Annotated in this window: 25 protein-coding genes and 1 tRNA gene; 18 read left to right on the top strand and 8 right to left on the bottom strand. The window is 44.5% G+C overall.

The features are described 5' to 3' along the window. Positions 1-296: 296 nt before the first annotated feature. Positions 297-1,943: a phosphoglucomutase (alpha-D-glucose-1,6-bisphosphate-dependent) gene (gene pgm, locus IRQ95_RS12455; protein WP_194437239.1), complete on the bottom strand. Its 1,647-nt coding sequence runs from the start codon at positions 1,941-1,943 to the stop codon at positions 297-299. A gap of 97 nt (positions 1,944-2,040) precedes the next feature. Next, a complete protein-coding gene (gene seqA, locus IRQ95_RS12450) occupies positions 2,041-2,580 on the bottom strand; it encodes a replication initiation negative regulator SeqA (RefSeq protein ID WP_194437238.1) in 540 nt (179 codons plus the stop codon). A gap of 93 nt (positions 2,581-2,673) precedes the next feature. Here seqA and IRQ95_RS12445 point away from each other — a divergent pair, with 93 nt between their 5' ends. The 3 genes from IRQ95_RS12445 (at position 2,674) to fldA (ending at position 4,327) form a co-directional block, all read left to right on the top strand. Further along, positions 2,674-3,438, top strand: coding sequence for an alpha/beta fold hydrolase (locus IRQ95_RS12445; RefSeq protein WP_194437237.1), 765 nt, complete (start codon positions 2,674-2,676; stop codon positions 3,436-3,438). Positions 3,439-3,522: 84 nt separating this feature from the next. Next, the gene (locus IRQ95_RS12440; protein ID WP_194437236.1) at positions 3,523-3,744 is read left to right on the top strand and encodes a DUF2788 domain-containing protein; all 222 of its coding nucleotides are present in this window, start codon (positions 3,523-3,525) and stop codon (positions 3,742-3,744) included. Between the two features lie 49 nt (positions 3,745-3,793). Continuing rightward, complete coding sequence (gene fldA, locus IRQ95_RS12435; RefSeq protein ID WP_194437235.1) at positions 3,794-4,327, top strand: flavodoxin FldA; 534 nt, start codon at positions 3,794-3,796, stop codon at positions 4,325-4,327. 95 nt (positions 4,328-4,422) lie between these two features. On the opposite strand, the gene IRQ95_RS12430 is transcribed toward fldA, so the two are convergent. Then, positions 4,423-4,920, bottom strand: a complete 498-nt coding sequence (locus tag IRQ95_RS12430; protein WP_194437234.1) for a DUF4442 domain-containing protein — start codon at positions 4,918-4,920, stop codon at positions 4,423-4,425. Between the two features lie 201 nt (positions 4,921-5,121). Between IRQ95_RS12430 and fcrX the strand changes: the two genes are divergently transcribed. Further along, a complete protein-coding gene (gene fcrX, locus IRQ95_RS12425; protein ID WP_194437233.1) occupies positions 5,122-5,571 on the top strand; it encodes a ferric iron uptake transcriptional regulator FcrX in 450 nt (149 codons plus the stop codon). Between the two features lie 107 nt (positions 5,572-5,678). Here fcrX and glnS read toward each other — a convergent pair whose 3' ends face one another. Next, the gene (glnS, locus tag IRQ95_RS12420) at positions 5,679-7,346 is read right to left on the bottom strand and encodes a glutamine--tRNA ligase (RefSeq protein WP_194437232.1); all 1,668 of its coding nucleotides are present in this window, start codon (positions 7,344-7,346) and stop codon (positions 5,679-5,681) included. 244 nt (positions 7,347-7,590) lie between these two features. Next, positions 7,591-9,156: an N-acetylglucosamine-specific PTS transporter subunit IIBC gene (gene nagE / locus IRQ95_RS12415; protein ID WP_194437231.1), complete on the bottom strand. Its 1,566-nt coding sequence runs from the start codon at positions 9,154-9,156 to the stop codon at positions 7,591-7,593. A gap of 480 nt (positions 9,157-9,636) precedes the next feature. Between nagE and nagA the strand changes: the two genes are divergently transcribed. The 6 genes from nagA to IRQ95_RS12385 all read left to right on the top strand — a co-directional run bounded on the left by nagA (position 9,637) and on the right by IRQ95_RS12385 (position 18,364). Next, the gene (gene nagA, locus IRQ95_RS12410) at positions 9,637-10,773 is read left to right on the top strand and encodes an N-acetylglucosamine-6-phosphate deacetylase (protein ID WP_194437230.1); all 1,137 of its coding nucleotides are present in this window, start codon (positions 9,637-9,639) and stop codon (positions 10,771-10,773) included. A 2-nt stretch (positions 10,774-10,775) separates the two neighbouring features. Beyond that, on the top strand, positions 10,776-11,990 hold the full coding sequence (gene nagC / locus IRQ95_RS12405; protein ID WP_194437229.1) for a DNA-binding transcriptional regulator NagC: 1,215 nt from the start codon (positions 10,776-10,778) through the stop codon (positions 11,988-11,990). Positions 11,991-12,076: 86 nt separating this feature from the next. Beyond that, entirely contained in the window at positions 12,077-13,663 is a 1,587-nt protein-coding gene (locus IRQ95_RS12400) for a cation:proton antiporter family protein (RefSeq protein ID WP_194437228.1), read from the top strand. A 209-nt stretch (positions 13,664-13,872) separates the two neighbouring features. After that, positions 13,873-15,537 carry an asparagine synthase B gene (gene asnB, locus IRQ95_RS12395; RefSeq protein ID WP_194437227.1) on the top strand — a complete coding sequence of 555 codons (1,665 nt, stop codon included), beginning with the start codon at positions 13,873-13,875 and terminating at the stop codon, positions 15,535-15,537. A gap of 277 nt (positions 15,538-15,814) precedes the next feature. Next, complete coding sequence (locus tag IRQ95_RS12390) at positions 15,815-17,206, top strand: peptide MFS transporter (protein WP_075652191.1); 1,392 nt, start codon at positions 15,815-15,817, stop codon at positions 17,204-17,206. A 288-nt stretch (positions 17,207-17,494) separates the two neighbouring features. Then, positions 17,495-18,364, top strand: coding sequence for a TraB/GumN family protein (locus IRQ95_RS12385; RefSeq protein WP_194437226.1), 870 nt, complete (start codon positions 17,495-17,497; stop codon positions 18,362-18,364). A gap of 430 nt (positions 18,365-18,794) precedes the next feature. Here IRQ95_RS12385 and IRQ95_RS12380 read toward each other — a convergent pair. Beyond that, positions 18,795-18,871: transfer RNA gene (locus IRQ95_RS12380), tRNA-Pro, on the bottom strand. A gap of 257 nt (positions 18,872-19,128) precedes the next feature. On the opposite strand from IRQ95_RS12380, the gene IRQ95_RS12375 reads away from it, so the two are divergent. The 3 genes from IRQ95_RS12375 to rluF all read left to right on the top strand — a co-directional run bounded on the left by IRQ95_RS12375 (position 19,129) and on the right by rluF (position 21,384). Next, positions 19,129-19,269, top strand: a complete 141-nt coding sequence (locus IRQ95_RS12375) for a DUF3149 domain-containing protein (protein WP_075651770.1) — start codon at positions 19,129-19,131, stop codon at positions 19,267-19,269. Positions 19,270-19,437: 168 nt separating this feature from the next. Continuing rightward, entirely contained in the window at positions 19,438-20,016 is a 579-nt protein-coding gene (smrA, locus tag IRQ95_RS12370) for a DNA endonuclease SmrA (protein ID WP_194437225.1), read from the top strand. A gap of 99 nt (positions 20,017-20,115) precedes the next feature. After that, positions 20,116-21,384 carry a 23S rRNA pseudouridine(2604) synthase RluF gene (gene rluF, locus IRQ95_RS12365; RefSeq protein ID WP_194437224.1) on the top strand — a complete coding sequence of 423 codons (1,269 nt, stop codon included), beginning with the start codon at positions 20,116-20,118 and terminating at the stop codon, positions 21,382-21,384. Between the two features lie 388 nt (positions 21,385-21,772). Here rluF and upp read toward each other — a convergent pair whose 3' ends face one another. Next, positions 21,773-22,399 (bottom strand): uracil phosphoribosyltransferase, encoded by a 627-nt coding sequence (upp, locus tag IRQ95_RS12360; protein WP_194437223.1) that lies wholly within the window; start codon positions 22,397-22,399, stop codon positions 21,773-21,775. Between the two features lie 179 nt (positions 22,400-22,578). On the opposite strand from upp, the gene purM reads away from it, so the two are divergent. From purM to IRQ95_RS12335, 5 genes are all read left to right on the top strand, one after another. Further along, a complete protein-coding gene (gene purM, locus IRQ95_RS12355; RefSeq protein ID WP_194437222.1) occupies positions 22,579-23,619 on the top strand; it encodes a phosphoribosylformylglycinamidine cyclo-ligase in 1,041 nt (346 codons plus the stop codon). A gap of 3 nt (positions 23,620-23,622) precedes the next feature. Further along, positions 23,623-24,261: a phosphoribosylglycinamide formyltransferase gene (gene purN, locus IRQ95_RS12350; protein WP_194437221.1), complete on the top strand. Its 639-nt coding sequence runs from the start codon at positions 23,623-23,625 to the stop codon at positions 24,259-24,261. A gap of 247 nt (positions 24,262-24,508) precedes the next feature. Continuing rightward, positions 24,509-25,162 carry a tellurite resistance TerB family protein gene (locus tag IRQ95_RS12345; RefSeq protein WP_194437220.1) on the top strand — a complete coding sequence of 218 codons (654 nt, stop codon included), beginning with the start codon at positions 24,509-24,511 and terminating at the stop codon, positions 25,160-25,162. A 186-nt stretch (positions 25,163-25,348) separates the two neighbouring features. Beyond that, positions 25,349-25,552, top strand: coding sequence for a YaeP family protein (locus tag IRQ95_RS12340; protein ID WP_075651756.1), 204 nt, complete (start codon positions 25,349-25,351; stop codon positions 25,550-25,552). Between the two features lie 2 nt (positions 25,553-25,554). Beyond that, the gene (locus IRQ95_RS12335) at positions 25,555-25,746 is read left to right on the top strand and encodes a DUF4250 domain-containing protein (protein WP_194437219.1); all 192 of its coding nucleotides are present in this window, start codon (positions 25,555-25,557) and stop codon (positions 25,744-25,746) included. Between the two features lie 78 nt (positions 25,747-25,824). On the opposite strand, the gene IRQ95_RS12330 is transcribed toward IRQ95_RS12335, so the two are convergent. Continuing rightward, positions 25,825-26,160 (bottom strand): DUF3622 domain-containing protein, encoded by a 336-nt coding sequence (locus tag IRQ95_RS12330; protein ID WP_075651752.1) that lies wholly within the window; start codon positions 26,158-26,160, stop codon positions 25,825-25,827. Positions 26,161-26,351 lie beyond the last annotated feature (191 nt).

The raw sequence follows: 26,351 nt of genomic DNA, 5'->3' as shown, positions 1-26,351 counted from the left end.
GAAAACGGAACGCTGCGCTCACGGAACGCGAGCTACGGAAAAGCAGAACAGGGGGCTCAGGGCTACGCCGCATAAAACCAACTGAAGAGCAAGATTCCCTACTCGCGCTAATGCGCTCTACGGAATGACAAAGTTTAATATTTCGCCCTATAGAATGACTACTTGAAAAAATTGAACGTTGTTATTTTCCGTAAGTGAGGCAAAGCCGAACGTTCCATCTTCCCAACTCCGTATTCCGCTTCCAAAAAAAAGAGCCGACTTTCGTCAGCTCTTCTCAATCAATGCTTAGCTTAAGTTTATAAACCAGCGTCTTTAAATACTTGGTTTACGATCTCTTGCGCTTCCGCTTCGATCTGCTTGAGATGCTCAGCGCCTTTGAAGCTTTCGCAGTAGATCTTGTAGATGTCTTCTGTGCCAGACGGGCGTGCCGCGAACCAACCGTTCGCCGTAGTTACTTTTAGACCGCCAATCGCTGCGCCATTGCCTGGAGCGTGCGTTAGACGAGCAGTAATAACATCACCCGCTAGTGTTTCTGCTGATACCATCTCTGGACTCAGTTTCTTCAACACATCTTTCTGCGGGCCATTAGCTACCGCTTGAATACGGTTGTATTGAGATTCACCATGCTTAGCTGCCAGCTCTTCATAGTAGTCTTGTGGGTTCTTACCCGTTACCGCGGTAATTTCAGCCGCAAGTAAACATAGCAAGATGCCATCTTTATCGGTTGACCACGGCGTGCCATCTTTACGTAAGAAAGACGCACCCGCACTCTCTTCACCGCCAAAACCGAATTTGCCCGTGTAAAGCCCATCAACAAACCATTTAAAACCAACTGGCACTTCACACAGTTCTCGGCCTAGGTCAGCAACAACGCGATCGATCAGTGCACTCGAAACCAGAGTTTTACCCACGGCAACGTCTTGACCCCAATCCTTACGGTGGCGGTATAGATAATCAATACACACAGCCAAGAAATGGTTTGGATTCATTAGGCCTTTTGGCGTGACGATACCATGACGGTCGTAATCTGGGTCATTACCAAATGCCAAGTCATACTCGTCCTTAAGTGCTAGCAGACCAGCCATTGCGTATGGCGAAGAACAATCCATACGTACAACGCCATCTTTGTCTAATGACATAAACTGGAAGCTTGGATCGATCGATTCACTCACTAATGTTAAATCTAGGTCATACGCCTGAGCGATTTGACGCCAGTAATCGATACCACTACCACCCAACGGATCAACACCAATTTTCAGGTTGGCTTTTTGAATCGCTTCCATATCGATAACATTCACTAGATCATCGATATACGGTTTAACCAAATCCACTTGCTTAAACAGCGGTGATGCTTTCGCTTCTGCCAATGGCATACGTTTAACACCTTGCAGATCTTCTGCAATCAGAGCATTTGCACGGTTTTCAATCGCTTTGGTCAATGCATCTTCAGCAGGTCCACCATGAGTCGGATTATATTTGATACCGCCATCTTGAGGAGGATTGTGCGATGGAGTGATAACAATACCATCAGCTTTACTTGTATTAATTAGGTTGTACGTCAAAATCGCATGCGAAACACCAGGAGTGGGTGTATAGCCATTGTCTTGCTGGGCAATAACCTCGATACCATTTGCAATTAACACTTCCAACACACTAGAAAAAGCCGGCTCAGAAAGTGCATGGGTATCTTTTCCCACAAACAGTGGGCCAGTCGTACCCTGTTCTGCGCGCACTTCAGCGATCGCTTGAGCTATCGCTAAAATATGATTCTCATTGAACGTTGATTTGTCCGCCGTGCCACGGTGACCTGATGTACCAAATTCTACTTTATGCGCAGAGTTTGCAGGATCTGGTTGTAACAAGAAGTAATTGGAAACCAACGCAGGGATATTGTGCAAGTCCTGTTGCTGAGCTTTTTGTCCAGCTCGTGGGTGCATAGCCATTTTGACATCCTTTCTAAATAAACAAGTTTTCGAAATAAACAAGCTAAAAAAAAGCCTCATAACTCTTTTCGAATTATGAGGCTATTAATTATGAGTGTTAGATTGAGTTAGCCACTTTCTCAATCAAATCGGCAGGGAAGCTCATACGTGACATAAGCTGCTCTACCATCTGTCTCTTACGACTAGTATTGTTATTTGTAATTACCCAGAATGGGGATGCTGGGATAGCTTTTGGTTTAGTCGTATTACCATTAGCAAGCAGTGTTTGCTCATTATCGGCAAAATAAACACGTTTACGGCCTTTTACTTGAGTGGCTTCAGAGAAGCTCTCAGGATCGAGACGATGTAAAGTAGACAATACCATCATAAAGCGATCGATCGCTTTCTTAAGACCGGCAAATTCATCAGAGATCAACAGTGAGCGCATTTCTTTTACGCAATCCACCTGCACATCTTTTACTGCATCTTTGCTAACAACCAGACCTTGCGCAGCCTTCACGAATTGTGGAGCCTCAACCGGAGTATCTCCATCAACATTCAATAAACGGCGCAAAATATCCGAAGCACTCTCACCAATGTGTTGGGTTTGACTTGCGATATAACGGTATAGATCTTCATCTACCTCAATTGTTTTCATTCGCTTTTCACAATCTCTATGTTTAAACTCTGTGGCGATTATAGCGAGATCTTCTCTCAGACTCTACGTTAAACCAGTCACGAATAAGATAAAATGTCACAACTGCTCAACTACAAACTCGAAGGTGAGGGTCACACCATAGTCTTGATCCACGGATTATTTGGCAATCTCGATAATCTAGGTCTACTCGCTCGCAATTTAAAGCAAGATCATCAAGTGCTTAGCATTGATCTTCGCAATCACGGGCTTTCATTTCATTCTGAGCTCCACAACTATCAAGCTCAAGCCGAAGATGTTTGTCGACTTATCCAACATCTTAATCTCGAGCAATTTACCTTAATTGGCCACTCAATGGGTGGCAAAGTGGCAATGAAGGCGGCTGAACAACTTCAATCTACGATAGAAAAACTAATCGTGCTCGATATGGCGCCTGTTCATTATACTGAGAATCGCCACGACAATGTGTTTGCGGGGCTGCAAGCGGTAGAAACTGCGAAACCAACCACACGTAAACAAGCGTTAGATATTCTAGCGCAGCATATTGAGATCGAAGGGGTCAGACAGTTCTTAAGCAAGTCGCTATACAAAAATGATGAACATTTGGCCTGGCGATTTAACGTCAACAATCTGTTTAATAACTACCAAAACATCATGAGTTGGGAGCCAATTACTCCTATAAATACACCTACTATGTTTATCAAAGGTGCGGAATCTGATTACTTGCGTGCGGAACATCAAGCACTTATAAAAGCGCAATTTAACCAAGCAAAAGCCCATATCATTGCTAATACTGGACACTGGTTACACGCAGAAAAGCCAGAAGAAGTTATCAGGATAATTCGTAAATTTATCGGATAAACGTAAAGTGAGAAGCTTCCACATTAACTTTGCGTTATAACAGTGGTATAGTGCAGCGCAAGTAAATTAGCATAAAGGGATATCATGCTTTACGACTACATGAACATGCTTGAGTCTATTGGTCTCGATCTATTATTTGCCTCGATTTTTTTTCTAATTGGTATGGCAATTAAAGATGTACTTCACGCAGGTAATGTTCCAGCATTCGGTCGTAGAATTGTATGGTTGGTGCTATTTCTAGGCTGTGCCGGTTTTGTCGCGAAAGGACTTATCCAGCTCAGTTGGGAAGGCAGCGGTTTAGGCTAATCCACTTTTTTGATGCTAGTAAGTAGACAATTTTAAAGGTAACGAATCTATGGCAAGTGTAGGTATCTTCTTTGGTAGCGACACAGGTAACACTGAAGCTGTTGCAAAGATGATTCAAAAACAACTAGGCAAGCAACTAGTTAACGTTCAAGACATTGCGAAAAGCAGCAAAGAAGACATCGATAATTTCGATCTTTTGCTTCTAGGTATCCCAACTTGGTATTACGGTGAAGCGCAGTGTGATTGGGATGACTTCTTCCCTGAACTTGAGCAAATCGACTTCTCGACTAAGCTTGTTGCTATCTTCGGTTGTGGTGACCAAGAAGACTACGCAGAGTACTTCTGTGATGCAATGGGCACAGTACGTGACATCGTTGAGTCAAAAGGCGGTACTATCCTTGGTAACACGTCTACTGAAAGCTACGAATTTGAAGCATCTAAAGCACTAGTCGAAGGCGACGACAGCCTATTCGTTGGTCTGTGTATTGACGAAGATCGTCAACCAGAGCTGACTGACGAGCGCGTAACTAACTGGTGTAAGCAGATTTACGATGAGATGTGCCTAGCTGAACTAGAAGGCTAATCGTCAAATCTAATAAAAACCTCCTCTTGGGAGGTTTTTTTGTTTTAGAGCAGAGTAAAGTCATGCATGGCCCCAGCCATTGAGAGTATTTGGGATCACGCTTGAGACTCAACTGCCTCACGGTACTTAGGCTTCTTACGCACATAGAGTTTACGCTGAACCTCAGCAACAACTTCGCCTTGTTCATCTTTAACATGCACAATAAACTCTGGAAAAATCTTCTCTCCCAACGCCGTGTGTTGGTAAATTTCATCTAACTGGGAAGCATGCAACTCAAAATCAGCATACAAATCCCCTTTACCCGGCTTAATAAAATTAATGCTCGCCTCTTTATCCCACACGTAATATTCCTCACCTAAAATACCCATTAACATCAATGCATAAATAGGATCGGTGAGAGAAAATATGCTGCCTCCATACTGCGTACGATTGGCATTTTTATTCCACCAGCGCAACTTCAACCTAACCTTTACCTGACGAAAATCCGCACTAATTGCAACAATTTTTATCCCACAGCCCCAAAAAGGCGGCCAAGAATTCAAGGCAAACTTTACAAAGCCCGGTTTATAAACCTTTGAAAATAAAGAACTCATTACGAAAAGCATCCATGCTCAATATTGATTAAGTTAATGAATTGTAACTAATCAGACCAGTTTTATCCGTGACACCACACAACTTTAGCAAAAATATAAGTAACCCCTTGAACTTCGTGGTTTATTGTTAAGGTAACCTGCCCTATAATGGTAGGAATATTGAATTCTGTTAAACACTGCAGATCATCAACGGGAAAGTATATGTCAGACAATAACCAAGCGCTCAAGGATGCTGGTCTTAAGGTAACGCTACCAAGACTGAAGATTTTAGAAGTACTACAGCAACCTGACTGCCAACACATCAGTGCTGAGGATTTGTACAAAAAACTGATCGATCTAGGTGAAGAGATTGGCCTGGCGACAGTTTATCGCGTTTTAAACCAATTTGATGATGCAGGTATTGTAACTCGCCACCACTTTGAAGGTGGCAAGTCAGTATTTGAACTATCTACCCAACATCACCATGACCACCTAGTGTGTCTTGACTGTGGTGAAGTAATTGAGTTTTCAGACAGCGTTATCGAAGAGCGCCAACGTGAGATCGCAGCGAAGTACAATGTGACTCTTACCAACCACAGCCTATACCTATATGGTAAATGTGGTGATGGCACGTGCAAAGATAACCCTGACGCACACAAAGCGAAGAAGTAATCTTCGATAAAAAAGCGCCTCAAGGGCGCTTTTTTATTACTACTAAATTACGAACAAAAAAATGCCAGTCTTTAGACTGGCATTTTACTATTCTCAATCAGAACTTATTAAGCTTCAATTTTAGCCCAAGTATCACGTAGACCTACAGTACGGTTAAATACTAGCTTGTCCACTGAAGATTCTTTTGCGTCTGCGCAGAAGTAACCCATGCGCTCAAATTGATAACCTTTCTCTACTTCCGCAGAAGCTAGGCTTGGCTCAACAAAACCGTTCAATACAACCAGTGAATCTGGATTGATTGTCTCCGCAAAGTTATCTGCTGCTGCTGGGTTAGGTACAGTAAATAGACGATCGTATAGACGAATTTCAGCGGGTAGACCTTGATCTGCAGATACCCAGTGAATAACGCCTTTTACTTTACGGCCGTCTGCTGGGTTCTTACCTAGCGTCTCAGCATCGTAGCTACAGAAGATAGTTGTGATATTACCTTCAGCATCTTTCTCGATACGCTCAGCTTTGATCACGTAAGCACCACGCAGGCGAACTTCTTTACCTAGCACTAGACGCTTGTATTTTTTGTTGCCTTCTTCACGGAAGTCTTCACGCTCGATCCATACTTCACGAGTAAATGGTACTTCGCGCTCACCCATTTCAGGTTTATTCGGGTGGTTAGCAACAGTTAGCGTTTCAACTTTGCCTTCTTCGAAGTTCTCAATCACAATTTTCACAGGATCAAGTACCGCCATCGCACGTGGCGCGTTTTCGTTTAGGTCATCACGAATACAAGACTCTAGAGAGCTCATTTCGATCATGTTGTCTTGCTTAGTCACACCGATACGCTTACAGAACTCACGGATAGCCGCAGGCGTGAAACCACGACGGCGTAGACCTGAGATCGTTGGCATACGTGGGTCATCCCAACCGTTAACCAATTTCTCAGTCACTAGTTGGTTTAGCTTACGCTTAGACATTACCGTGTATTCTAGGTTTAGACGGCTAAACTCGTACTGACGTGGTTGGCAGTCGATAGTAATGTTATCTAGCACCCAGTCGTATAGACGACGGTTGTCTTGGAACTCAAGCGTACAGATAGAGTGCGTAATGCCCTCTAATGCATCCGAAATACAGTGTGTGAAGTCGTACATTGGGTAAATGCACCACTTGTCACCTGTTTGATGGTGAGAAGCAAAACGTACGCGGTATAGCACTGGATCGCGCATCACGATGAACGATGATGCCATGTCGATCTTCGCACGAAGGCACGCTTTACCTTCTTCAAAACCACCATCACGCATTTTTTCAAATAGCGCTAGGTTTTCTTCTACGCTGCGGTCACGGTATGGGCTTGGCTTACCTGGTTGAGTAAGTGTGCCACGGTACTCGCGGATCTGCTCAGGACTTAGCTCTTCAACATACGCTAAGCCTTTATTAATTAATTCCACGGCGTACTCGTAAAGCTTATCAAAGTAGTTTGATGAGTAACAAACTTCACCATCCCACTCGAAGCCTAACCAAGACACATCATTCTTAATTGACTCAACGTATTCTACGTCTTCTTTTTCTGGGTTAGTGTCGTCAAAACGTAAGTTACACTTACCCTGATAGTCCTGAGCAATACCAAAGTTTAGGCAAATTGACTTAGCGTGACCGATATGCAAGTAGCCGTTTGGCTCTGGCGGAAAACGAGTATGCACGCTTGTGTGTGTTCCATCGGCTAAATCTTTATCAATGATTTGGCGAATAAAATTCGATGGACGAGCTTCAGCTTCACTCATCTATAACACCTCAGATATTTAGTATTGTTCAGAAAAAAAAGGCTCTGAAACGCAAAATAGACTTATCAGAGCATATAGCGACTTATCATCCACAATTCTTGCCTAAGACACAACTAGATCTGAACTAATATTGAGAAATAATCACTCGCGAACGATGGTTATTTAACCAGTCTAATTTTTAATTGTGCGCTAACGCAAAAAAGCCTCCCGAAGGAGGCTTTTACACTTACATTCTAACCTGAGGTTATTGTGGAAGTTTTACATCTGATAGGTCTTCGTTAGCACCGATAGCTTTCATTTCGCCAGCGACGATTTCTGCTAGAGGACCAAGGATAACTTGTAGGTTATTTTCACCTAGTTTCACTACACCCTTCGCACCAAGCTTCTTAAGAACATCTTCGTTAGCTACAGAGCGGTCTTTTAGAGTAAGACGTAGACGAGTGATACATGCGTCAATTGAAGTTAGGTTGTCATGACCACCTAGAGCTTTTAGGTATTGACGTGCTAGGTCACCTTTTGCTGCGTCAGCTGCTGGCGCACCTGCAGGAGCTTCGTCATCATCTTCACGACCTGGCGACTTAAGGTTGAATGCGCGGATTGCGAAGCTGAAAGTGAAGAAGTATAGAGCACCGAAGCCTAGACCGATTGCACCAAGTAGTAGAGGTTTAGTTGCTAGACCGAAGTTCAATAGGTAGTCGATTAGACCAGCAGAGAAACCGAAGCCGTGCAGCGTACCGAACATGTTAGCAACAACTAGAGATAGACCCGTAAATACGGCGTGCATTGCGTATAGTGCAGGCGCTAGGAATACGAACATGAATTCTAGCGGCTCAGTGATACCTGTTAGGAATGAACAGAATGCTACTGAGAATAGTGCACCACCAACTTGGCTGCGTTTTTCAGCAGGCGCTGCTAGGTACATTGCAAGCGCCGCACCTGGTAGACCAAACATCATGATTGGGAAGAAACCGTTCATGAACACACCAGCAGACTTATCGCCGCCGAAGAAACGGTGTAGGTCACCAGATTTAACTGTTTCAGTTACTTCTTTAACTGTTGCAGTGATTTCTGGAGTTACAGAGTTAGCAAACTCAAATGTGTACTGTTGGCCAGCAACTAGAGTTTTAGCAAGAGCTGGGTCCACACAAAGCTGTTTGATGTTTTCGAAACCAGCAGCACCTGCTACTACGATTTCTTGACATGTACCCATACCGAACCAGAAGTATGAGTTAAGAACGTGGTGAAGACCTACAGGGATAAGTGCACGGTTAAGAGTACCGTATACGAATTGACCAATCGCACCAGAAGTCGATACTGCGTGCGCTAGTGCGTCAAGACCGCCTTGGATTGAAGGCCATACAACACCACCTACAGCACCAGCAACTAAGGCAAACAGACCTGCCATAATTGGAACTAGGCGTTTACCTGCGAAGAATGCTAGCCACTCTGGAAGACGGGTTGTGTGGAAAGCGTTGTATGAGTGACCCGCGATGATACCAGCGATGATACCGCCGAAGAATGACATGTTAACGTCAGCGTTAATTGTTGTTGCTGTTGCTGTTAGTACAAAGTACGCCACGGCACCAGCTAGACCTGCAGCACCGTTACCGTCTTTAGAAAGACCGATTGCGATACCTAGACCGAATAGTAGTGGAAGGTTACCGAAGATAGCACCACCAGCTTGTGCCATGAACGGAATGTCTAATAGGTCGCCTTGACCTAAACGTAGTAGAAGCGCTGCAACAGGAAGCGTTGCGATAGGTAGCATCAACGCTTTACCTAGCTTCTGTGCATATCCAAGAATATTCACCTTTAGTTCCCCCTATAGGATTTGTATTTTGGCCGAGCTACTTTTTTATGTTGCTCAATTTAGTCGAAGCCAGTTTATGACATTAATTTTGCTCCGCAAATTAAAACCTTATCATTTGTGATCATAGTCACCAGAAACAGGTGTGATCGAAGGTTTTTGCTAGCGAGATCATAAAACTTATTTTACAATTCAAAAAAATGGCTAATAGCGGATATTATTCTCGCTATGTAGAGTGGCTCATATCAGCGATAAAGTCTGTTTGGTTAAGGCTTTATGCGTTATGACATAATTATAAATAAAGATAGATTTTTTTCGCGACGGAAAGCACGAAAGTGAAGCAAAAACAGGACAAAATCATCCTTTGCTAAAGATATTTTGCGGCCTAATTGAAGCTCACAAATTAAGTAGACAAGTGAGGAAAATTTCTTCGATTTGAGTGGCCATGAACCCCAGATTTCAACATATAAGGATTAGTTAATCATGTATGCGCTAACTAACTGTAAAATTTATACAGGCAGCGATGTTCTCGTTGACCATGCTGTGATCATCAATGACGGAATTATCGAGTCTGTATGCCCTGTTGCTGAGCTTGCAGCGGACATCGTAACCCATGATCTAAATGGCGCTAACCTGAGCCCTGGCTTTATCGACCTGCAACTAAACGGTTGTGGCGGTGTTATGTTCAACGACGAAATCACGGCTGAAACCATTCAAATCATGCACGAAGCTAACCTAAAGTCGGGTTGTACTAGCTTCTTACCAACACTGATTACTTCATCTGACGAAAACATGCGCCAAGCAGTAGCTGCAGCTCGCGACTACCATGCATTGCATCAAAACCAATCTCTAGGGCTACACCTAGAAGGTCCATATCTTAACGTTGCAAAAAAAGGTATTCATAGCGTTGACTATATCCGTCCATCTGACGACAGCATGGTTGACTTTATGTGCGATAACGCAGATGTGATTGCAAAAGTAACGCTTGCACCTGAACACAACGATCCTAAGCACATCGAACGTCTACGTGACGCAGGGATCGTAGTATCAATTGGTCACACCAATGCAACCTACGCAGAAGCACGCCAAAGCTTTGAAAGTGGTATTACTTTTGCCACTCACCTATTCAATGCGATGACACCTATGGTCGGTCGTGAACCTGGTGTTGTTGGTGCGATTTACGATACCCAAGATGTATACGCGGGTATCATTGCAGATGGCTTCCATGTTGATTACGCGAACATTCGAATTGCTCACAAAATTAAAGGTGAAAAATTAGTATTAGTGACCGATGCCACAGCTCCTGCAGGTGCTGAGATGGATTACTTTATTTTTGTAGGCAAGAAAGTATATTACCGTGATGGTAAGTGTGTTGATGAAAACGGCACATTGGGCGGCTCAGCGCTAACTATGATTGAAGCAGTTCAAAATACAGTTGAGCACGTCGGCATCGCATTGGATGAAGCACTACGCATGGCTACTTTGTACCCAGCGAAAGCAATCAAGGTTGATAACAAACTTGGTCGTATCAAGAAAGGCATGGTTGCAAACCTGACTATTTTTGATCGTGACTTCACTATCCAAGCGAATATTGTTAACGGACAGTACGAGCAAGTGTAAACATGAATGGCGGACAAATAGGTAACGTAGATTTAGTCAAGCAACTAAATAGTGCAGCGGTTTACAGGCTGATTGACCAACAAGGTCCTATCTCTAGGATCCAAGTGGCTGATGTAAGTCAGTTAGCACCAGCTAGCGTAACAAAAATTACCCGCCAACTACTTGAACGCGGCCTTGTTAAAGAGGTCGCGCAACAAGCATCGACCGGAGGTCGCAGAGCGATCTCTTTAACGACGGAAGTGGAACCTTTTCACTCAGTCGCGGTGCGCCTTGGCCGAGACTACATTCAATTCAGTTTATTCGACCTAGGCGGAAAAGAATTAGCAACTGACTATCAAGAATTTTACTACACCACCCAAGGTGAGTTGGTTGATGGTCTACTGCAATTTCTAAAAAGTTTTATCCAAGACAACCAAGCTATCATCAATCAACTGATCGCAATTGGTATCGCCCTACCAGGTTTGATTAATCCTGAAACTGGCGTGATTGAATACATGCCAAACATTAATGTCGACAATCTCGCGTTAGGCGATTTAATTCGTAATACCTTCCACGTTGAATGTTTCGTAGGCAACGACGTGCGTGGTATGGCATTGGCAGAGCACTACTTTGGCGCAAGCAAAGATAGCCAAGACTCAATCTTAGTCAGTGTCCATCGCGGTACAGGTGCAGGTATCATCGTTAACGGTCAGGTATTCTTAGGCTATAACCGTAACGTTGGTGAAATTGGTCACATCCAGATCGACCCGCTAGGTGAACAGTGTCAATGTGGTAACTTTGGTTGCTTAGAGACCGTAGCGGCAAACCCTGCTATTGTGGATCGCGTTAAGAAATTAATCGCACAGGGCTACGAATCGAGCTTAGCTCAACTGGAAACCATCACCATCAAAGATGTATGTGATCATGCCAACCTTGGTGATGAACTTGCAAAACAAAGCCTAGTTCGCGTTGGTAATCAGTTAGGTAAAGCGGTTGCTATCACGATTAACTTATTTAACCCACAAAAAGTGATCATCGCTGGTGATATCACCTCATGTGAAGATATTCTATTCCCAGCGATTCGCCGCAATGTGGAAAACCAATCTTTAACCACTTTCCATACTGACTTGCCAATTGTCGCCTCAGAAATTGACAAACAACCAACATTAAGTGCCTTTGCAATGATCAAACGCGCAATGTTAAACGGCGTTTTGTTACAAAAATTGCTCGAAGATTGATAGATTAAGCATATTGTTGCGTTAGAATAAGAGGCTGCGTCACTGACGTAGCCTTTATTTTTTGTGGGAAGTAAAACTTTAACTATATGGAACTTACATTAATCACAGCGGCATTTGCAGCTGGCTTTATCGCGCTCAAATGCAACTTACCGCCACTGGTCGGATTCTTATTAGCTGGCTTCGGCTTAAGTGCCTTTGGCTATACAAGTAACGACACCATTGTGGCACTTGCCGATCTCGGGGTGACTTTACTGCTATTCACCATTGGCTTAAAACTGGATATCAAAACTCTACTTTCAAAAGAAATCTGGGCAGGCGCGACGGTACACAATCTTCTTTCAACCGCACTTTTTACCGCCGCACTGCTGCTATTGAAAGTTCTTGGGGTGAGTAGTATCGCCTCTATGAACATTGAGCAAGTCGTGTTACTTGGCTTTGCTCTTTCCTTCTCAAGTACCGTATTTGCAGTGAAATCACTGCAAGAAAAAGGCGAGATGAATGCCACCTACGGTACACTCGCGATCGGCATCTTGGTTATGCAAGATATCTTTGCCGTGATTTTCCTTACCGCATCAACCGGCAAAATACCTGAATGGTACGCCATCGCTCTGTTTGCCTTGCCATTGCTGCGCCCTCTTTTCTTCAAGTTATTAGATAAAGTCGGTCACGGCGAAATGTTGGTACTATTTGGTATCTTCTTTGCTTTGGTGGTAGGCGCTGGCTTATTTGAACTTGTTGGGATGAAAGCAGACCTTGGTGCGCTAATTTTGGGTATGCTCCTTGCCGGCCATAAGAAAGCCTCTGAGTTGTCCAAATCCTTATTCAATCTAAAAGAACTGTTCTTAGTCTGCTTCTTCCTCAACATTGGTTTATCTGCTCAACCAACCATGACAGGTTTAGCACTCGCACTGCTGTTCTTGCTATTGCTGCCGATTAAAGGGTTACTTTACTTCCTAGTGCTTAACGCATTTAAGTTCCGTGTACGCACTTCACTACTCGCTTCACTGAGCCTATTTAACTTCAGTGAATTTGGTCTAATTGTAGGTGGACTGGCATTTAAGATGGACTGGATGAGCGGTGATATTCTCGTCGCGCTCGCGTTAGCCGTTTCCATCTCGTTTGTTATCTCTGCACCCATTAACCGTAAAGGACATGAAATTTATCAGCGTTCAAACCGTTGGCTAAAAGAACATGCCGCAGAAAAACTCAATCAACGTGACCAATTGATCAACCCAGGCAGTGCACAAGTGTTAATCCTTGGCATGGGGCGCATAGGCACCGGAGCCTATGATGAACTCGTAAGTAATTACGGCAATATTAGCTTAGGCATCGAAGTGCGGGACGAAGCGGCCAAACATCACCGAGAGAAAGGGCGCAATGTGATTCAAGGTGATGCCACCGACCCTGATTTCTGGGAGCGCATACTCGATACCGCACATGTAAAACTTGTGCTTCTTGCCATGCCACACCATCAAGGTAACCAAATCGCTCTAGAACAGCTTCAATCGCGCAATTTCCAAGGGCAGATTGCCGCAATAGCTGAGTATCAAGATCAAATGGATATTCTGTTGGAAAACGGTGTCGATGCCGCGTTTAACATCTATAGCGAAGCTGGTGCCGGTTTTGCTAACAATGTTTGCGACCAACTCAAGCCAAACTTCCAAAAACCTTAATTTTAGTGATGTTTTAAACAAAAAACGCGGCCAAATTGTACTAAAATCCACCGATTGGTGGATTTTTTTTAACATTTAAGAAATATATTAAATATTATTTAATTCATTCGCTGTTTTGTCATTTTTTTTATCGATTAAGGTTGATTTTCTTAACCAAAATGGCAAGTTTATAGCTAACAGATTAAATAAAGTTTACATGAGGGATTTGTATGTGTTCAATTTTTGGCATTTTAGACATCAAAAGTGATGCAGCCCAATTACGCCCAATCGCACTTGAGATGTCGAAAAAGTTGCGCCACCGTGGCCCAGATTGGTCAGGTATCTATTCATCAGATAAAGCGATACTTGCGCACGAACGTCTCGCTATCGTTGGCCTAAATAGTGGCGCTCAGCCGCTCTACAGCCCAAATGGCAAACACATCCTGGCGGTAAACGGCGAAATCTACAACCACAAAGAGATCCGCGCTCGTTACGAAGGTAAATACGACTTTCAAACCGATTCTGACTGTGAAGTTATTTTGGCGCTTTACCAAGAAATGGGTGCAGATCTACTTGAAGAGCTAAACGGTATCTTTGCTTTCGTTCTCTACGATGAAGAAAAAGATGAGTACTTAATTGGTCGTGATCACATTGGTATCATCCCTCTATACCAAGGTTATGATGAGCACGGTAACTACTACGTCGCTTCTGAAATGAAGGCTCTGGTTCCTGTATGTAAAACCATCAGCGAGTTTCCTCCAGGCAGCTACTACGCAAGTAGCGACAGCGAACCACAACGTTACTACATTCGCGATTGGAACGAATACGCAGCAGTACAAGGTAACCTATCTAGCAAAGAAGAGCTGACCGAAGCATTAGAAGCGGCAGTGAAACGTCAGTTAATGACAGATGTGCCTTACGGCGTATTACTTTCCGGAGGCTTAGACTCCTCGATTACTTCTGCGGTTGCAAAACGCTTTGCGGCGATGCGCATCGAAGATGATGAAAAATCTGAAGCTTGGTGGCCACAACTGCACTCATTTGCGATTGGCTTAGAAGGTGCACCCGACCTAAAAGCAGCACGTGAAGTCGCGGACCAAATCGGTACCGTTCACCATGAAATGACCTATACCATCCAAGAAGGTTTGGATGCGATGCGCGATGTGATTTACCACATTGAAACTTATGACGTGACCACCATCCGAGCTTCGACACCGATGTTCCTCATGGGACGTAAGATCAAAGCGATGGGCATCAAAATGGTACTCTCAGGCGAAGGCGCTGACGAGATCTTTGGTGGCTACCTATACTTCCACAAGGCACCAAACGCGCAAGAATTCCATGAAGAAACGGTGCGTAAACTGCTGGCGCTCAACATGTTTGACTGTGCTCGCGCCAACAAATCACTCGCAGCATGGGGCGTAGAAGGTCGTGTACCATTCCTCGACAAAGAGTTTATTGATGTGGCGATGCGTCTAAACCCAGCGGATAAAATGTGTGGTAACGGTAAAATGGAAAAACACATCCTACGTGAGTGTTTTGAGCATTACCTACCAGAGGCAATTGCTTGGCGTCAGAAAGAGCAGTTCTCAGACGGTGTCGGCTACAGCTGGATTGATACCTTAAAAGCGGTCGCTGAAGAGAAGGTAACCGACCAACAATTAGAAACCGCTGCATATCGCTTCCCATACAACACACCAACCACCAAAGAAGGTTACGTTTATCGTGAGATCTTTGAAGAGTTATTCCCGCTGCCATCGGCTGCTGAGTGTGTTCCGGGTGGTCCATCAGTGGCGTGTTCGTCAGCAAAAGCGATTGAGTGGGATGAATCGTTCAAAAACAATGCAGATCCTTCAGGTCGCGCGGTAAAAGCGGTTCATAACGACTCTTATTAACACTTCGTTAACCTTATAGACTAAAGGGCGCTCGGCGCCCTTTTTTATTGGTTTTTCATGCCGAAAAAGCCAAATAAATCAAACTACCACCAAATATGGAACCTAAGTTTTAATCATGTAAAAAACCCAAACTTAGACTCTTCAAAGCACCACAAAACATACACTTGTCACATTTTTTATGCAAATTCCAACAAATTAATAATTTGCAATACTTAATCTCATCCTGTATAGATATTTCCCACATAAAATTCTTTAACAAAATCTATTAGTAAAATTTATGTCAACACAGCATCATCAAATCCTAGGACACCCACGCGGACTGTTCTTATTATTCGGTACTGAGCTTTGGGAGCGTTTCTCCTACTACGCAATGCGCGCAATCTTAGTGCTATATCTAACAGATACAACTTTAAACGGCGGTTTAGGCTGGTCGACTAAAGATGCTCTAGATCTCTACGGCATCTATACTGGACTCGTCTATATCACTCCCCTAATCGGTGGTTGGTTAGCCGATAACTACTTAGGCCAACGCCGCTCTATCCTTATCGGTGGTGCGCTTATGGCAATTGGTCAGTTCACGCTAGCCATTCCTGCCGATATGCTTGGCTTAAGCGTGCTACACAGTTTCTACCTAGGTCTTGCACTGCTTATCGCTGGTAACGGTCTATTTAAGCCAAACATTTCAACAATGGTGGGCGACCTATACAAAGAAGGTGATAACCGTCGTGATGGCGCATTTACTATCTTTTATATGGGCATCAACATTGGTGCATTGCTGGCGGGTGTCGTATCAGGCTCTGTAACTAACGAATTTGGTTGGAAAGCAGGCTTTGTTGCTGCAGGTATCGGTATGCTAATGAGCTTAGTCATGCAAATGACGCTAGCACAATCATGGTTGGGCGATATCGGTAGAGAGCCAGCAGCGAAACGCGATCTTGAGCTTAAAAACTCAAACAAGAAAGAGCCGCTAACTAAAGAAGAATTTGACCGTATCAAAGTTATCTTAGTGATGAGTGTCTTTACCATCGTATTCTGGGCGGGCTTTGAACAAGCTGGCGGTCTAATGAATATCTACACTCAGCAATACACTGATCGTATGATTGGCGGTTTTGAAGTCCCTGCGGCGTGGTTCCAGTCACTTAACCCATTCTTCATTATCACTCTAGCGCCGTTACTTGCTGTGCTTTGGGTTAAACTGGGTAAACGTGAGCCAAACTCACCAGTAAAATTCGCTTTAGCAATGTTCTTCCTGGCGCTTGGCTTCCTATGTATGGTCGGTGCGGTAATGGAGCAAGGTGGCGACACAACAGTGAAGACTTCTATGCTTTGGCTAGTTGGTGCGTTCTTCTTCCATACTTTGGGTGAACTATGCCTATCGCCAATTGGTCTGTCACTGGTAACCAAACTTGCACCACTACGTCTAGCATCGCTAATGATGGGAGCATGGTTCGGTTGTAACGCTATCGCAAACTATGTAGCAGGTTATGTTGGCTCACACGTGGGTGAACTAGGCGCACTATCTATCTTTAGCGGCATTGCAGTTACAGCAACCATTAGTGGCGTAGTTCTACTATTGTTCTCAAACACGCTAGTTCGTTGGATGCACGGCGCCGAATCGCCTATCAGCACTGAACAGCAAATCGAAGAACAACAAACTCAAGTCGCTTAATTAGGCGTAAGAGTTCGACTTTATAGCCCAGCTTTATGCTGGGCTTTTTATTTTCTTCTCTAACTCGCTAAAAACATCCATACCTCGCCACCCAATTTTTGCGAGTTATTTCACATCGAAAATTTAATTACCCCCTCGACGCGCTTATTTCATTCGACAAACTAATGCGTCATAGATCACGAATTTATTCCTCTCTCGCACTCTCGATGCCAATGCCTTACTTCACATTCCTGATTTCTCTCACTGAGTTGTTATAGTAAATAGGACCCATGGATCCCTGAGCGCGCTATGAAAAAATTCTACTACCTATTACTTTTTATTTTCTTTACTCCCCTTTCCCAAGCGGAACCACTCTATTGGCAGGCAAGTAAAGGGAATTTGAACTATTTGCTACTCGGTTCGGTGCATGTTGGCGATAAGTCCATGTATCCACTACCTGTAAACGTCACTACATTTTTAGAGCACTCCGACGGACTAGTTGTGGAAACAGATATTCGTACTCAACAAAACATCCGCTTTCCAGCTATGAAAATGACAACCGAGCAAGTGCTGAGCGAAAACAATATTCGTGAATTGAAAGGCATCGCTGGATTACTTGGTCTAGATGCCCAACAGTTGCTGATGGCTTCGCCATGGGTTACAGCATTAACTATACAGAAGCAACAGATTGAGTATTTAGGCTATCGAGCCCAAGATGGCGTGGATTTAGCGCTCCTAACGCAGGCTTCATCACTGAATAAACCCATCTACAACCTTGAATCAGTCCAATTTCAAATTGATATGTTGGCCAGCCTGCCAAACGACGGTGAAGAGCTGCTCACTTCGGCAATCGAGCAATTTGATATCAATGAGGAAGCGGCGCACTGCCTAATTAGCAGCTGGAAAAGCGGAGATATTGAAAATCTTAATGAGTTTGCCAGACTCTCTGAAATGTCACCACAAATGGAAGAAGTGTTTATGCACCAAAGAAACCGCGATTGGGCAGAGAAACTCGCCCAAGCTTCGATCTTCCCCACTAGTGAGGGTAACTACCTGATTGTCGTTGGCGCCTTACACTTAATTGGTCCCGACAACCTACTGGCTCTGCTAGAGAGCCGCGGCTTTAAGATCACCCAACGCTCTCAAAGCCAAGCCGCTAATTGCCAGTTTAACTTTTAAGTAGTACAAACGTAAAAAAGCCGCAGTATTTCTACTGCGGCTTCTTCGAAGATGGTCGGTGAAGAGGAATTCGATGCGACTGGGCTGCCAGCCCCCGATTGCGCCTCTCCTTAATCTATACCTCTGAATGCGAAAAAGGCTCTACATTGCTGTCGGGACGCGCAGTCAGAGCCTTTCTCTTAATATGGTCGGTGAAGAGGGATTGATCGGACTGGCGCTCCAGCTGGGCGGCATTCCGCACCCGACCTCATACGCTGCTAATGCGCAAACGTAAAAAAGCCGCAGTATTTTTACTGCGGCTTTTTCGAAGATGGTCGGTGAAGAGGAATTCGATGCGACTGGGCTGCCAGCCCCCGATTGCGCCTCTCCTTAACCTATACCTCTGAATGCGAAAAAGGCTCTACATTGCTGTAGAGCCTTTCTCTTAATATGGTCGGTGAAGAGGGATTCGAACCCCCGACCCTCTGGTCCCAAACCAGATGCGCTACCAAGCTGCGCTATTCACCGAGATGTTTTATTCGAGCGTTTTGCCCGTCAACGGATGCGTATATTACTGATTATTCCGAGCAACGCAAGTGGTTTTCATCACTTTGTTCGTCATTTCGAATCGTTTGCCTAAAACACCATCAACGGGCTACAAATTGTGAGCAAAAACACATTAAATGAAATACATTGGCAACCTTAAAAATACAATTGATCCAGATCATTAATAATTTTTATCCAAAAGTTAACCTAGACCTTGTCTTCGGAACTTTGGAGGAAACATGGACTTTTGGCTCGATCTCCTTTTTGGTAATGCAGTTGGACTTTCGTCAATGATCGTTATTTTCGGCGCTTTAGGTCTAATGCTATTTTATGGTGGTTTCTTCGTTTACAAGGTGATGACTGACAAATCTCCTCACTAGAATCGCTAAGCACAGCTAGTAGTAGCCCAACGCTTTGCACCGAAGTGGATTATCTGTCCACTTCGGTTTTTTCTTCACTTCTCTCTAAACTCACCAAACAAATAATGATCACTCTCGACCAACTCTAGGTATAATTGCAATATTGAACTCCTACCCTGAGATGCACTTATGTCTCAAGACGACTTCGAGCTATTCCAGCAAATGATGGGGGATGTAAAACCCCTACACAATGATACTGCTGAGCTTAAAAAATCGCATCGAGCGAGTGAAGCGCAACTAGCCAAACGAGAAGCGGCTATTTGGTTAACTGAAGATAACCCTGAATATCTTTCCATTGACCATGCACCAATGATTAAGCCCGATGACATCATCGAGTTTAAGCGTGATGGTGTACAAGATGGGGTTTACCGCAAATTGCGTCTAGGTAAATACCCAATTCAAGCTCGACTCGATTTGCACCGCAAAACATTAAAAGATGCGCGAGATGAAGTAGTAAGCTTCCTTAAGCAATGTATGCGAATGGACATTCGCACCGTGACGATAGTTCATGGCCGTGGTGAGCGTTCAAATCCACCAGCCATGATGAAAAGCTATTTGGCGCAATGGCTCAGCCAAATCAACGATGTGCAATGTGTTCACAGCGCACAACGCTTCCATGGTGGTACAGGCGCTGTGTATGTCCTATTGCGTAAAAGCGACGATAAGAAGCTAGAAAACCGCGAACGTCATCAAAAACGAATGGGCTAATGCTCTCGGCACTGCTACAATCGCCGCGCTTTAACATGCCATGGGAAGGAATCACATGGCACTTACTATTTGCCGTTGGGAAACGTTAAGAGAAATCCTATGTCACAAGATAATGCCAAACGCCTAAACAAATACATCAGTGAAACAGGTTACTGTTCACGTCGTGAAGCCGATAAGCTGATCGAACAAGGTCGAGTCACCATTAATGGCCAAGTGCCAGAAATGGGTACAAAAGTACTCCCGGGTGATGATGTCTGCATTGATGGCAACCCTGTCAAGGCTAAAGAGAAACCGGTTTACATTGCGCTAAATAAACCAACCGGCATCACTTGTACCACTGAGCGCGATATTCCCGGTAATATCGTTGACTTCATAGGCCATAAATCACGTATTTTCCCAATTGGTCGTTTGGACAAACCTTCAGATGGTCTGATCTTTTTGACTAACGATGGCGACATCGTTAACAAGATCCTGCGCGCAGGCAACAACCACGAAAAAGAGTATGTGGTACGTGTCGACAAGCCAATCACCAACGAGTTTATTAAAGCTATGGGCTCAGGTGTAAATATTCTCGATACGATTACCTTACCTTGTAAGGTGACTCAGGAAACTAAATTTTCTTTCCGTATTGTACTGACACAAGGCTTAAACCGTCAGATCCGCCGCATGTGTGAAGCGCTGGGCTATGAAGTATTTAAGCTCCGCCGCGTGCGCATCATGAACATCAGTCTTGATGGCATTCCAAACGGTCAGTGGCGCTACTTATCGGACGATGAAATCAACGAAATTCACGCCATGTGTGAAGGCTCGGTGAGTACTGAAGAAGCTTCTAAACTGGATGCAAAAGGTAAGCGTATTCGCAAAGCCACCGATGCAAAACTGTTTGATAGCCGTGAAGAGAACCAAACTTCAACAGCCCGTCGCAATCAAAAAGAGCGCACGTTTAAAGGTCGCAACGCTGATGAGTTCCGTCACGCACCGAACTCGAAAAAAGGTCGCAACCAAAACAACAGCTATAACAGTGAGCGTCGCGGTGAACGCAATGACGAGCGCTACAATGAGCGTAGCCATTCTCGTAATAACGAACGTAGTTATGAACATGGTAATGAGCGTAATCGTGATCGCTTCAATGACAAACCAAGCTACAAAGATCGTGCAAACGACAATAAAGGCAAAGGTTACAGCAAGCCAAACCGCGATGGCGAATCTTACAAAGCAAAAGACGACAAAGCGAATGGCGGCAAGCCACACCATGGTAAACCGAACCACAACAAATCTGGCAACGCGAAGCCTAACAACCGCAAACCTGCCGAACACAAACCAAATTCAGCTCCACGCGTAGGCGGGACACTGAGTCTGAAGAAATAAAAATCAGGCTTGCCATTGGCAAGCCTGATTTTTGGGATGCGGGAACGTAAACTACCGAACGCAAAGCATTACTTTTCTACGGAATACGGAATACGGAATACGGAATACGGAATACGGAATACGGAATACGGAATACGGAATACGGAATACGGAATACGGAATACGGAATATCGTTACACTCAGCAACGACATTTACAACATTTTCAGCCGAAAACCTTATCCCAAAGTGAAGCCTCGCTTAGCATTCCCAACTCCGTAAACGAATCTCTGATTCGTGTTCCCGTATCCAAGAGCGCAGCTCGTCTTCCGAAGCAAAGCCCCGCTTTGCGCCCTATCTCTCAAACAAAAAAAGAGGAGCCAAAGCTCCTCTTTTTACATTTTATTTGGTTTACTTAGTACCGAAGATCTTGTCACCTGCGTCGCCTAGACCCGGAACGATGTAACCTTTATCGTTTAGCTTCTCATCGATAGCTGCTGTGTAAAGTTCTACATCTGGGTGTGCACGCTCAAGTGCTTCGATACCTTCTGGTGCAGCTACAAGTACAAGTACTTTGATTGCCTGGCAACCTTTCTCTTTAAGAAGGTCGATAGTGGCAATCATAGAACCACCCGTAGCAAGCATTGGGTCAACAACTAGCGCAATACGCTCGTCAATGTTAGAAGCAAGCTTATTAAAGTAAGGTACTGGCTCTAGAGTCTCTTCATCACGGTAAATACCCACTACACTAATACGTGCGCTAGGTACGTGCTCTAGTACACCATCCATCATGCCAAGACCTGCACGTAGAATCGGCACTACAGTAACTTTTTTACCTTTAATTTGGTCAACTTCAACTGGACCATTCCAGCCTTCAATGGTTACTTTCTCGGTTTCAAAATCCGCGGTTGCTTCATAAGTTAGTAGGCTACCAACTTCTGTCGCTAATTCACGGAAGCGCTTCGTGCTGATGTCACCTTCTCTCATTAGACCAATTTTGTGTTTAACAAGCGGGTGTTTAACTTCAACAACTTTCATGTCCATCTCCGGCTTTTTAGTATTTTTTAAACAAACCTTCAGATTATATACGATTTCATTCTATTTTTCTTGATCTAGGGTAAGATAAAAAACTTGCGCAAACGTTTGCTATTGCGCTTTATCCACTGTTAGAATAGCGCCGTTTTCTCATATCCAATTGACTAGACCGAGGACTTCCCGTGAGTGGCAATAACACATCTCTTAGCTATAAAGACGCAGGCGTTGATATTGATGCAGGCAACGCACTTGTTGATCGTATCAAAGGTGCTGTAAAACGTACTCGTCGCCCTGAAGTAATGGGTGGTATTGGTGGCTTTGGTGCCCTATGTGAACTGCCAACCAAATATAAGCAACCAGTGTTGGTTTCTGGCACGGATGGTGTAGGTACAAAACTGCGCCTAGCGTTGGATATGAACAAACACGACACCATCGGCATCGATCTTGTGGCAATGTGTGTTAACGACCTTATCGTGCAAGGTGCAGAGCCACTATTCTTCCTTGATTATTATGCAACAGGCAAACTCGATGTTGATACAGCAGCAGATGTCGTCTCTGGTATTGCTGAAGGTTGTGTACAAGCAGGCTGTGCGCTTATCGGTGGTGAAACCGCCGAAATGCCGGGCATGTATGAAGGCGAAGACTACGACGTCGCGGGTTTCTGTGTTGGCGTGGTTGAGAAAGAAGACATCATCGATGGGACTAAAGTCGCCGCAGGTAACGCTCTAATCGCAGTAGGTTCAAGTGGTCCACACTCAAATGGCTACTCACTGGTACGCAAAATTTTAGAAGTGTCTGGCGCAGACAAGAATCAAGAGCTGGAAGGCCGTACTATTGGCGAGCACCTTCTAGAACCAACAAAAATTTATATCAAATCAGCACTTAAGATGATCGAAAAGCATGACATCCATGCAATTTCACACATCACTGGCGGTGGTTTCTGGGAAAACATCCCACGTGTACTTCCTGAAGGCACTAAAGCCGTTATTGATGGCAACAGCTGGGAATGGCCAGCCATCTTCAAATGGCTACAAGAGCAAGGCAACGTAACCACACATGAAATGTACCGCACCTTTAACTGTGGCGTAGGTCTAATCGTTGCATTGCCAGCAGACCAAGCAAATGAAGCAGTAGAACTTCTTAAACAAGAAGGCGAAAATGCTTGGGTTATCGGCACAATTGCACCGGCACAGGCAGGTGAAGAGCAAGTAGAGATCAACTAAGTTATGAAGAGTATTGTTGTTTTAGTTTCAGGAAATGGCACCAACCTGCAAGCGATCATCGACGCCTGCGAAAGCACAATTACTAATGGTAAAGTGACCGCGGTTTTCTCTAATAAAGTGGAAGCCTACGCACTAGAACGTGCAAAAATCGCAGGAGCTGCTGGGGTATTTCTTGATCCTAAAGCATTCGATACTCGTGACGCATTTGATCATGAACTCATGCGTCAAATGGATGAATTTAAACCTGATTTAATCATCCTTGCTGGCTATATGCGTATCCTAAGTGGTGAATTTGTTCGCCACTATTTAGGCCGCATGATCAATATCCACCCTTCTCTACTGCCTAAGTACCCGGGTCTTAATACTTACCAGCGCGCGATCCACGCAGGGGATGAAGAGCACGGCACGAGTGTCCATTTTGTTACAGAGCAACTGGATGGCGGTCCCGTCATTTTACAAGCAAAAGTGCCAATTTTCGACGAAGATACCGTCGAAACACTCACTGAACGCGTACAAAATCAAGAGCATCGCATCTACCCTATGGTCGCTAAGTGGTTCGTGGACGATCGCCTAGAAATGCGTGAAGGTAAAGCCTTTTTAGACGGCGAACAACTCGGTATGCACGGCTACGCAACAGAATAAAACAAAACGCAAGCTCACGGATGACGGAACGCTGCGCTACGGAATGAAGGCGCTGTGAGAATGTCGCTTAACGATCACGACTATATTGGACGAGAGTCTGAGTTTATCTCGACTCTCGTTTTCTTCCGCTAATTTATTTACCCCGCATCCGTATTCTCGATTCCATTTCATTAATCCCCCGTTCATTTTCCTTCAGTTAATCTGGTTTCAGTGACTCTCCCTTCACAGCCAATAACTTGAGGTACTTATGGATATCAAATCATTGCTTAATCAGGCACTTAATTCCGATGTGGTTCGCCAAGGTCAACAACAACTCAAAAGTGCATCAACATCAAATGCTCTAAAATCTCTTGGTGCTGGGGCGGTTGGCGGCGGACTGGTCAACCTACTTATGGGTTCAAAAAAGAGTAAAAAGATCGGTAAAAAAGTGGGAAAAAATGCACTTAAAGTCGGTGGTGCAGCCGCTCTAGGCGCGCTGGCTTACAAGGTATATAACGATTGGCAGGGCAAACAATCCAATCCGCAAGCAGCACCAGAAGCCTTTGATGCCAATGACACCGTCCATGAGCAACTCATTCTGAAAGCGATGATTGCCGCAGCCAAAGCCGATGGGCATGTTGACCAAGCTGAAATGGCACATATTGAATCAGCAATGGAACAAGCCGGTGCTGATCCGCAATTGCAAGCTCTGATCCATGCAGAGCTCAACAAACCACTCGACCCAACTCAGATCGCTCAACTGGCTCGAACTCCGCAACAAGCATCAGAAGTGTATCTTGCATCACTGATCGTGGTTGATGAACAGAACTTTATGGAAAGAGCCTATCTGCAAGAGTTAGCCAAACAACTTAACCTTGCGCCAGAAGTCACTCAGCAATTAGAACTGCAACTGAATAGCTAGAACTGAATCACTCCAGCTGAATAAATAAGACCCAACAAGTAAGGCTGAATAACAAAACTGGGTAATATATCAGCAAACCTAAAGCCGCTTTGAGTTAGCGCAATCTCAAGCGTTTATCAGGCTTTGAACTTAACTAATAGAAACAGTATAGTGAGAGAAGTTCTCATTTATAGTGGAAGTAATACGATGAAAGTTTACGATTGTTGTGATTTGGTACGCGAACTTTACGCACAAATTGGTAGTGGTGACCAAGGCTATATTCCTCAGGCAATTACCTGTGCCGTGCGCACGCTAAACGAAATTGCCGCAGATACTAATCTAGATATGCAAGTTCGTGAAAAAGCGGCTTTCGCGGCGGCTAACCTGCTTATCTCTGACTTTGAGGACTAAGTATGGATCTCACCAAATTTGAGAGCATGGATCCCATCATGCTTATGAGCATCGTCAACTTGAAACTGCGTGATGACTTCGCAGGCGATCTTGAAGAACTTGTGAAGTTTTTTGATATCGATCGTCAGGCGCTAGAAACAAAACTCGCCACGGCGGGCTTTGAGTTTCTACCTGACGCGGGCCAGTTCCGTTAAGCTCGTTCAAAGTTTTACTGAACAAAAACAAAAAACCGCCGATAGGCGGTTTTTTTAGATTCAGATTATTCGCAGCGATTAAAAATCGTCTTCATCTTCTTCGTCAGCTTCTGCTGCAAGTGCTGCTTCGCTACGGCGACGCATTGCTGCTGCTTTACGCTCCGCCGCTTCGCGCTCTTGACGCTCATTGCGTTCTGCACGTTGATCCGCTTTACGCTCGTTGCGTTTAACTTGGTTCTCAACGAATTGTGCTAGCTCTTTTTCAGCCCACTCTTGTGCTAGTGCTTCAGTTTCAAAACCTTGTTCACGCTTTGATACTACTTGCTTACGAGAAGTTACTTGGCGAGTGATCTCTGCACACCAACCGTTACGCTTTTCTGATACGCGAATTGCAAACTTTTTACTTGTGGTCATAGTCTTTGCTCTAATGAATTATTAACAATGACTTCGCCTGCTGCATTCCCGCTCAGCTAAGTCGATCATTCCCCTCCTTTGGGGCGGCGTATTAGAGCACAAACCGCGCTCTCAATCTAGCCATGCGCCATTTTTCTTCATATTAGTCGCGACGCTACGACCGGAATCGAAAAGAAAAGCCGCCATTGCGA

Source organism: Vibrio fluminensis, assembly GCF_015278125.1.
GTDB classification, from domain to species: domain Bacteria; phylum Pseudomonadota; class Gammaproteobacteria; order Enterobacterales; family Vibrionaceae; genus Vibrio; species Vibrio fluminensis.
This window is presented reverse-complemented; position numbering and strand designations above follow the sequence as displayed.

Excerpts from the sequence above, each read along its gene's own strand:
- pgm (WP_194437239.1), bottom strand. The coding sequence starts at position 1,943 with ATGGCTATGCACCCACGAGCTGGACAAAAAGCTCAGCAACAGGACTTG.
- seqA (WP_194437238.1), bottom strand. The coding sequence starts at position 2,580 with ATGAAAACAATTGAGGTAGATGAAGATCTATACCGTTATATCGCAAGT.
- IRQ95_RS12445 (WP_194437237.1), top strand. The coding sequence starts at position 2,674 with ATGTCACAACTGCTCAACTACAAACTCGAAGGTGAGGGTCACACCATA.
- IRQ95_RS12440 (WP_194437236.1), top strand. The coding sequence starts at position 3,523 with ATGCTTTACGACTACATGAACATGCTTGAGTCTATTGGTCTCGATCTA.
- fldA (WP_194437235.1), top strand. The coding sequence starts at position 3,794 with ATGGCAAGTGTAGGTATCTTCTTTGGTAGCGACACAGGTAACACTGAA.
- IRQ95_RS12430 (WP_194437234.1), bottom strand. The coding sequence starts at position 4,920 with ATGAGTTCTTTATTTTCAAAGGTTTATAAACCGGGCTTTGTAAAGTTT.
- fcrX (WP_194437233.1), top strand. The coding sequence starts at position 5,122 with ATGTCAGACAATAACCAAGCGCTCAAGGATGCTGGTCTTAAGGTAACG.
- glnS (WP_194437232.1), bottom strand. The coding sequence starts at position 7,346 with ATGAGTGAAGCTGAAGCTCGTCCATCGAATTTTATTCGCCAAATCATT.
- nagA (WP_194437230.1), top strand. The coding sequence starts at position 9,637 with ATGTATGCGCTAACTAACTGTAAAATTTATACAGGCAGCGATGTTCTC.
- nagC (WP_194437229.1), top strand. The coding sequence starts at position 10,776 with ATGAATGGCGGACAAATAGGTAACGTAGATTTAGTCAAGCAACTAAAT.
- IRQ95_RS12400 (WP_194437228.1), top strand. The coding sequence starts at position 12,077 with ATGGAACTTACATTAATCACAGCGGCATTTGCAGCTGGCTTTATCGCG.
- asnB (WP_194437227.1), top strand. The coding sequence starts at position 13,873 with ATGTGTTCAATTTTTGGCATTTTAGACATCAAAAGTGATGCAGCCCAA.
- IRQ95_RS12390 (WP_075652191.1), top strand. The coding sequence starts at position 15,815 with ATGTCAACACAGCATCATCAAATCCTAGGACACCCACGCGGACTGTTC.
- IRQ95_RS12385 (WP_194437226.1), top strand. The coding sequence starts at position 17,495 with ATGAAAAAATTCTACTACCTATTACTTTTTATTTTCTTTACTCCCCTT.
- IRQ95_RS12375 (WP_075651770.1), top strand. The coding sequence starts at position 19,129 with ATGGACTTTTGGCTCGATCTCCTTTTTGGTAATGCAGTTGGACTTTCG.
- smrA (WP_194437225.1), top strand. The coding sequence starts at position 19,438 with ATGTCTCAAGACGACTTCGAGCTATTCCAGCAAATGATGGGGGATGTA.
- rluF (WP_194437224.1), top strand. The coding sequence starts at position 20,116 with ATGTCACAAGATAATGCCAAACGCCTAAACAAATACATCAGTGAAACA.
- upp (WP_194437223.1), bottom strand. The coding sequence starts at position 22,399 with ATGAAAGTTGTTGAAGTTAAACACCCGCTTGTTAAACACAAAATTGGT.
- purN (WP_194437221.1), top strand. The coding sequence starts at position 23,623 with ATGAAGAGTATTGTTGTTTTAGTTTCAGGAAATGGCACCAACCTGCAA.
- IRQ95_RS12345 (WP_194437220.1), top strand. The coding sequence starts at position 24,509 with ATGGATATCAAATCATTGCTTAATCAGGCACTTAATTCCGATGTGGTT.
- IRQ95_RS12340 (WP_075651756.1), top strand. The coding sequence starts at position 25,349 with ATGAAAGTTTACGATTGTTGTGATTTGGTACGCGAACTTTACGCACAA.
- IRQ95_RS12335 (WP_194437219.1), top strand. The coding sequence starts at position 25,555 with ATGGATCTCACCAAATTTGAGAGCATGGATCCCATCATGCTTATGAGC.
- IRQ95_RS12330 (WP_075651752.1), bottom strand. The coding sequence starts at position 26,160 with ATGACCACAAGTAAAAAGTTTGCAATTCGCGTATCAGAAAAGCGTAAC.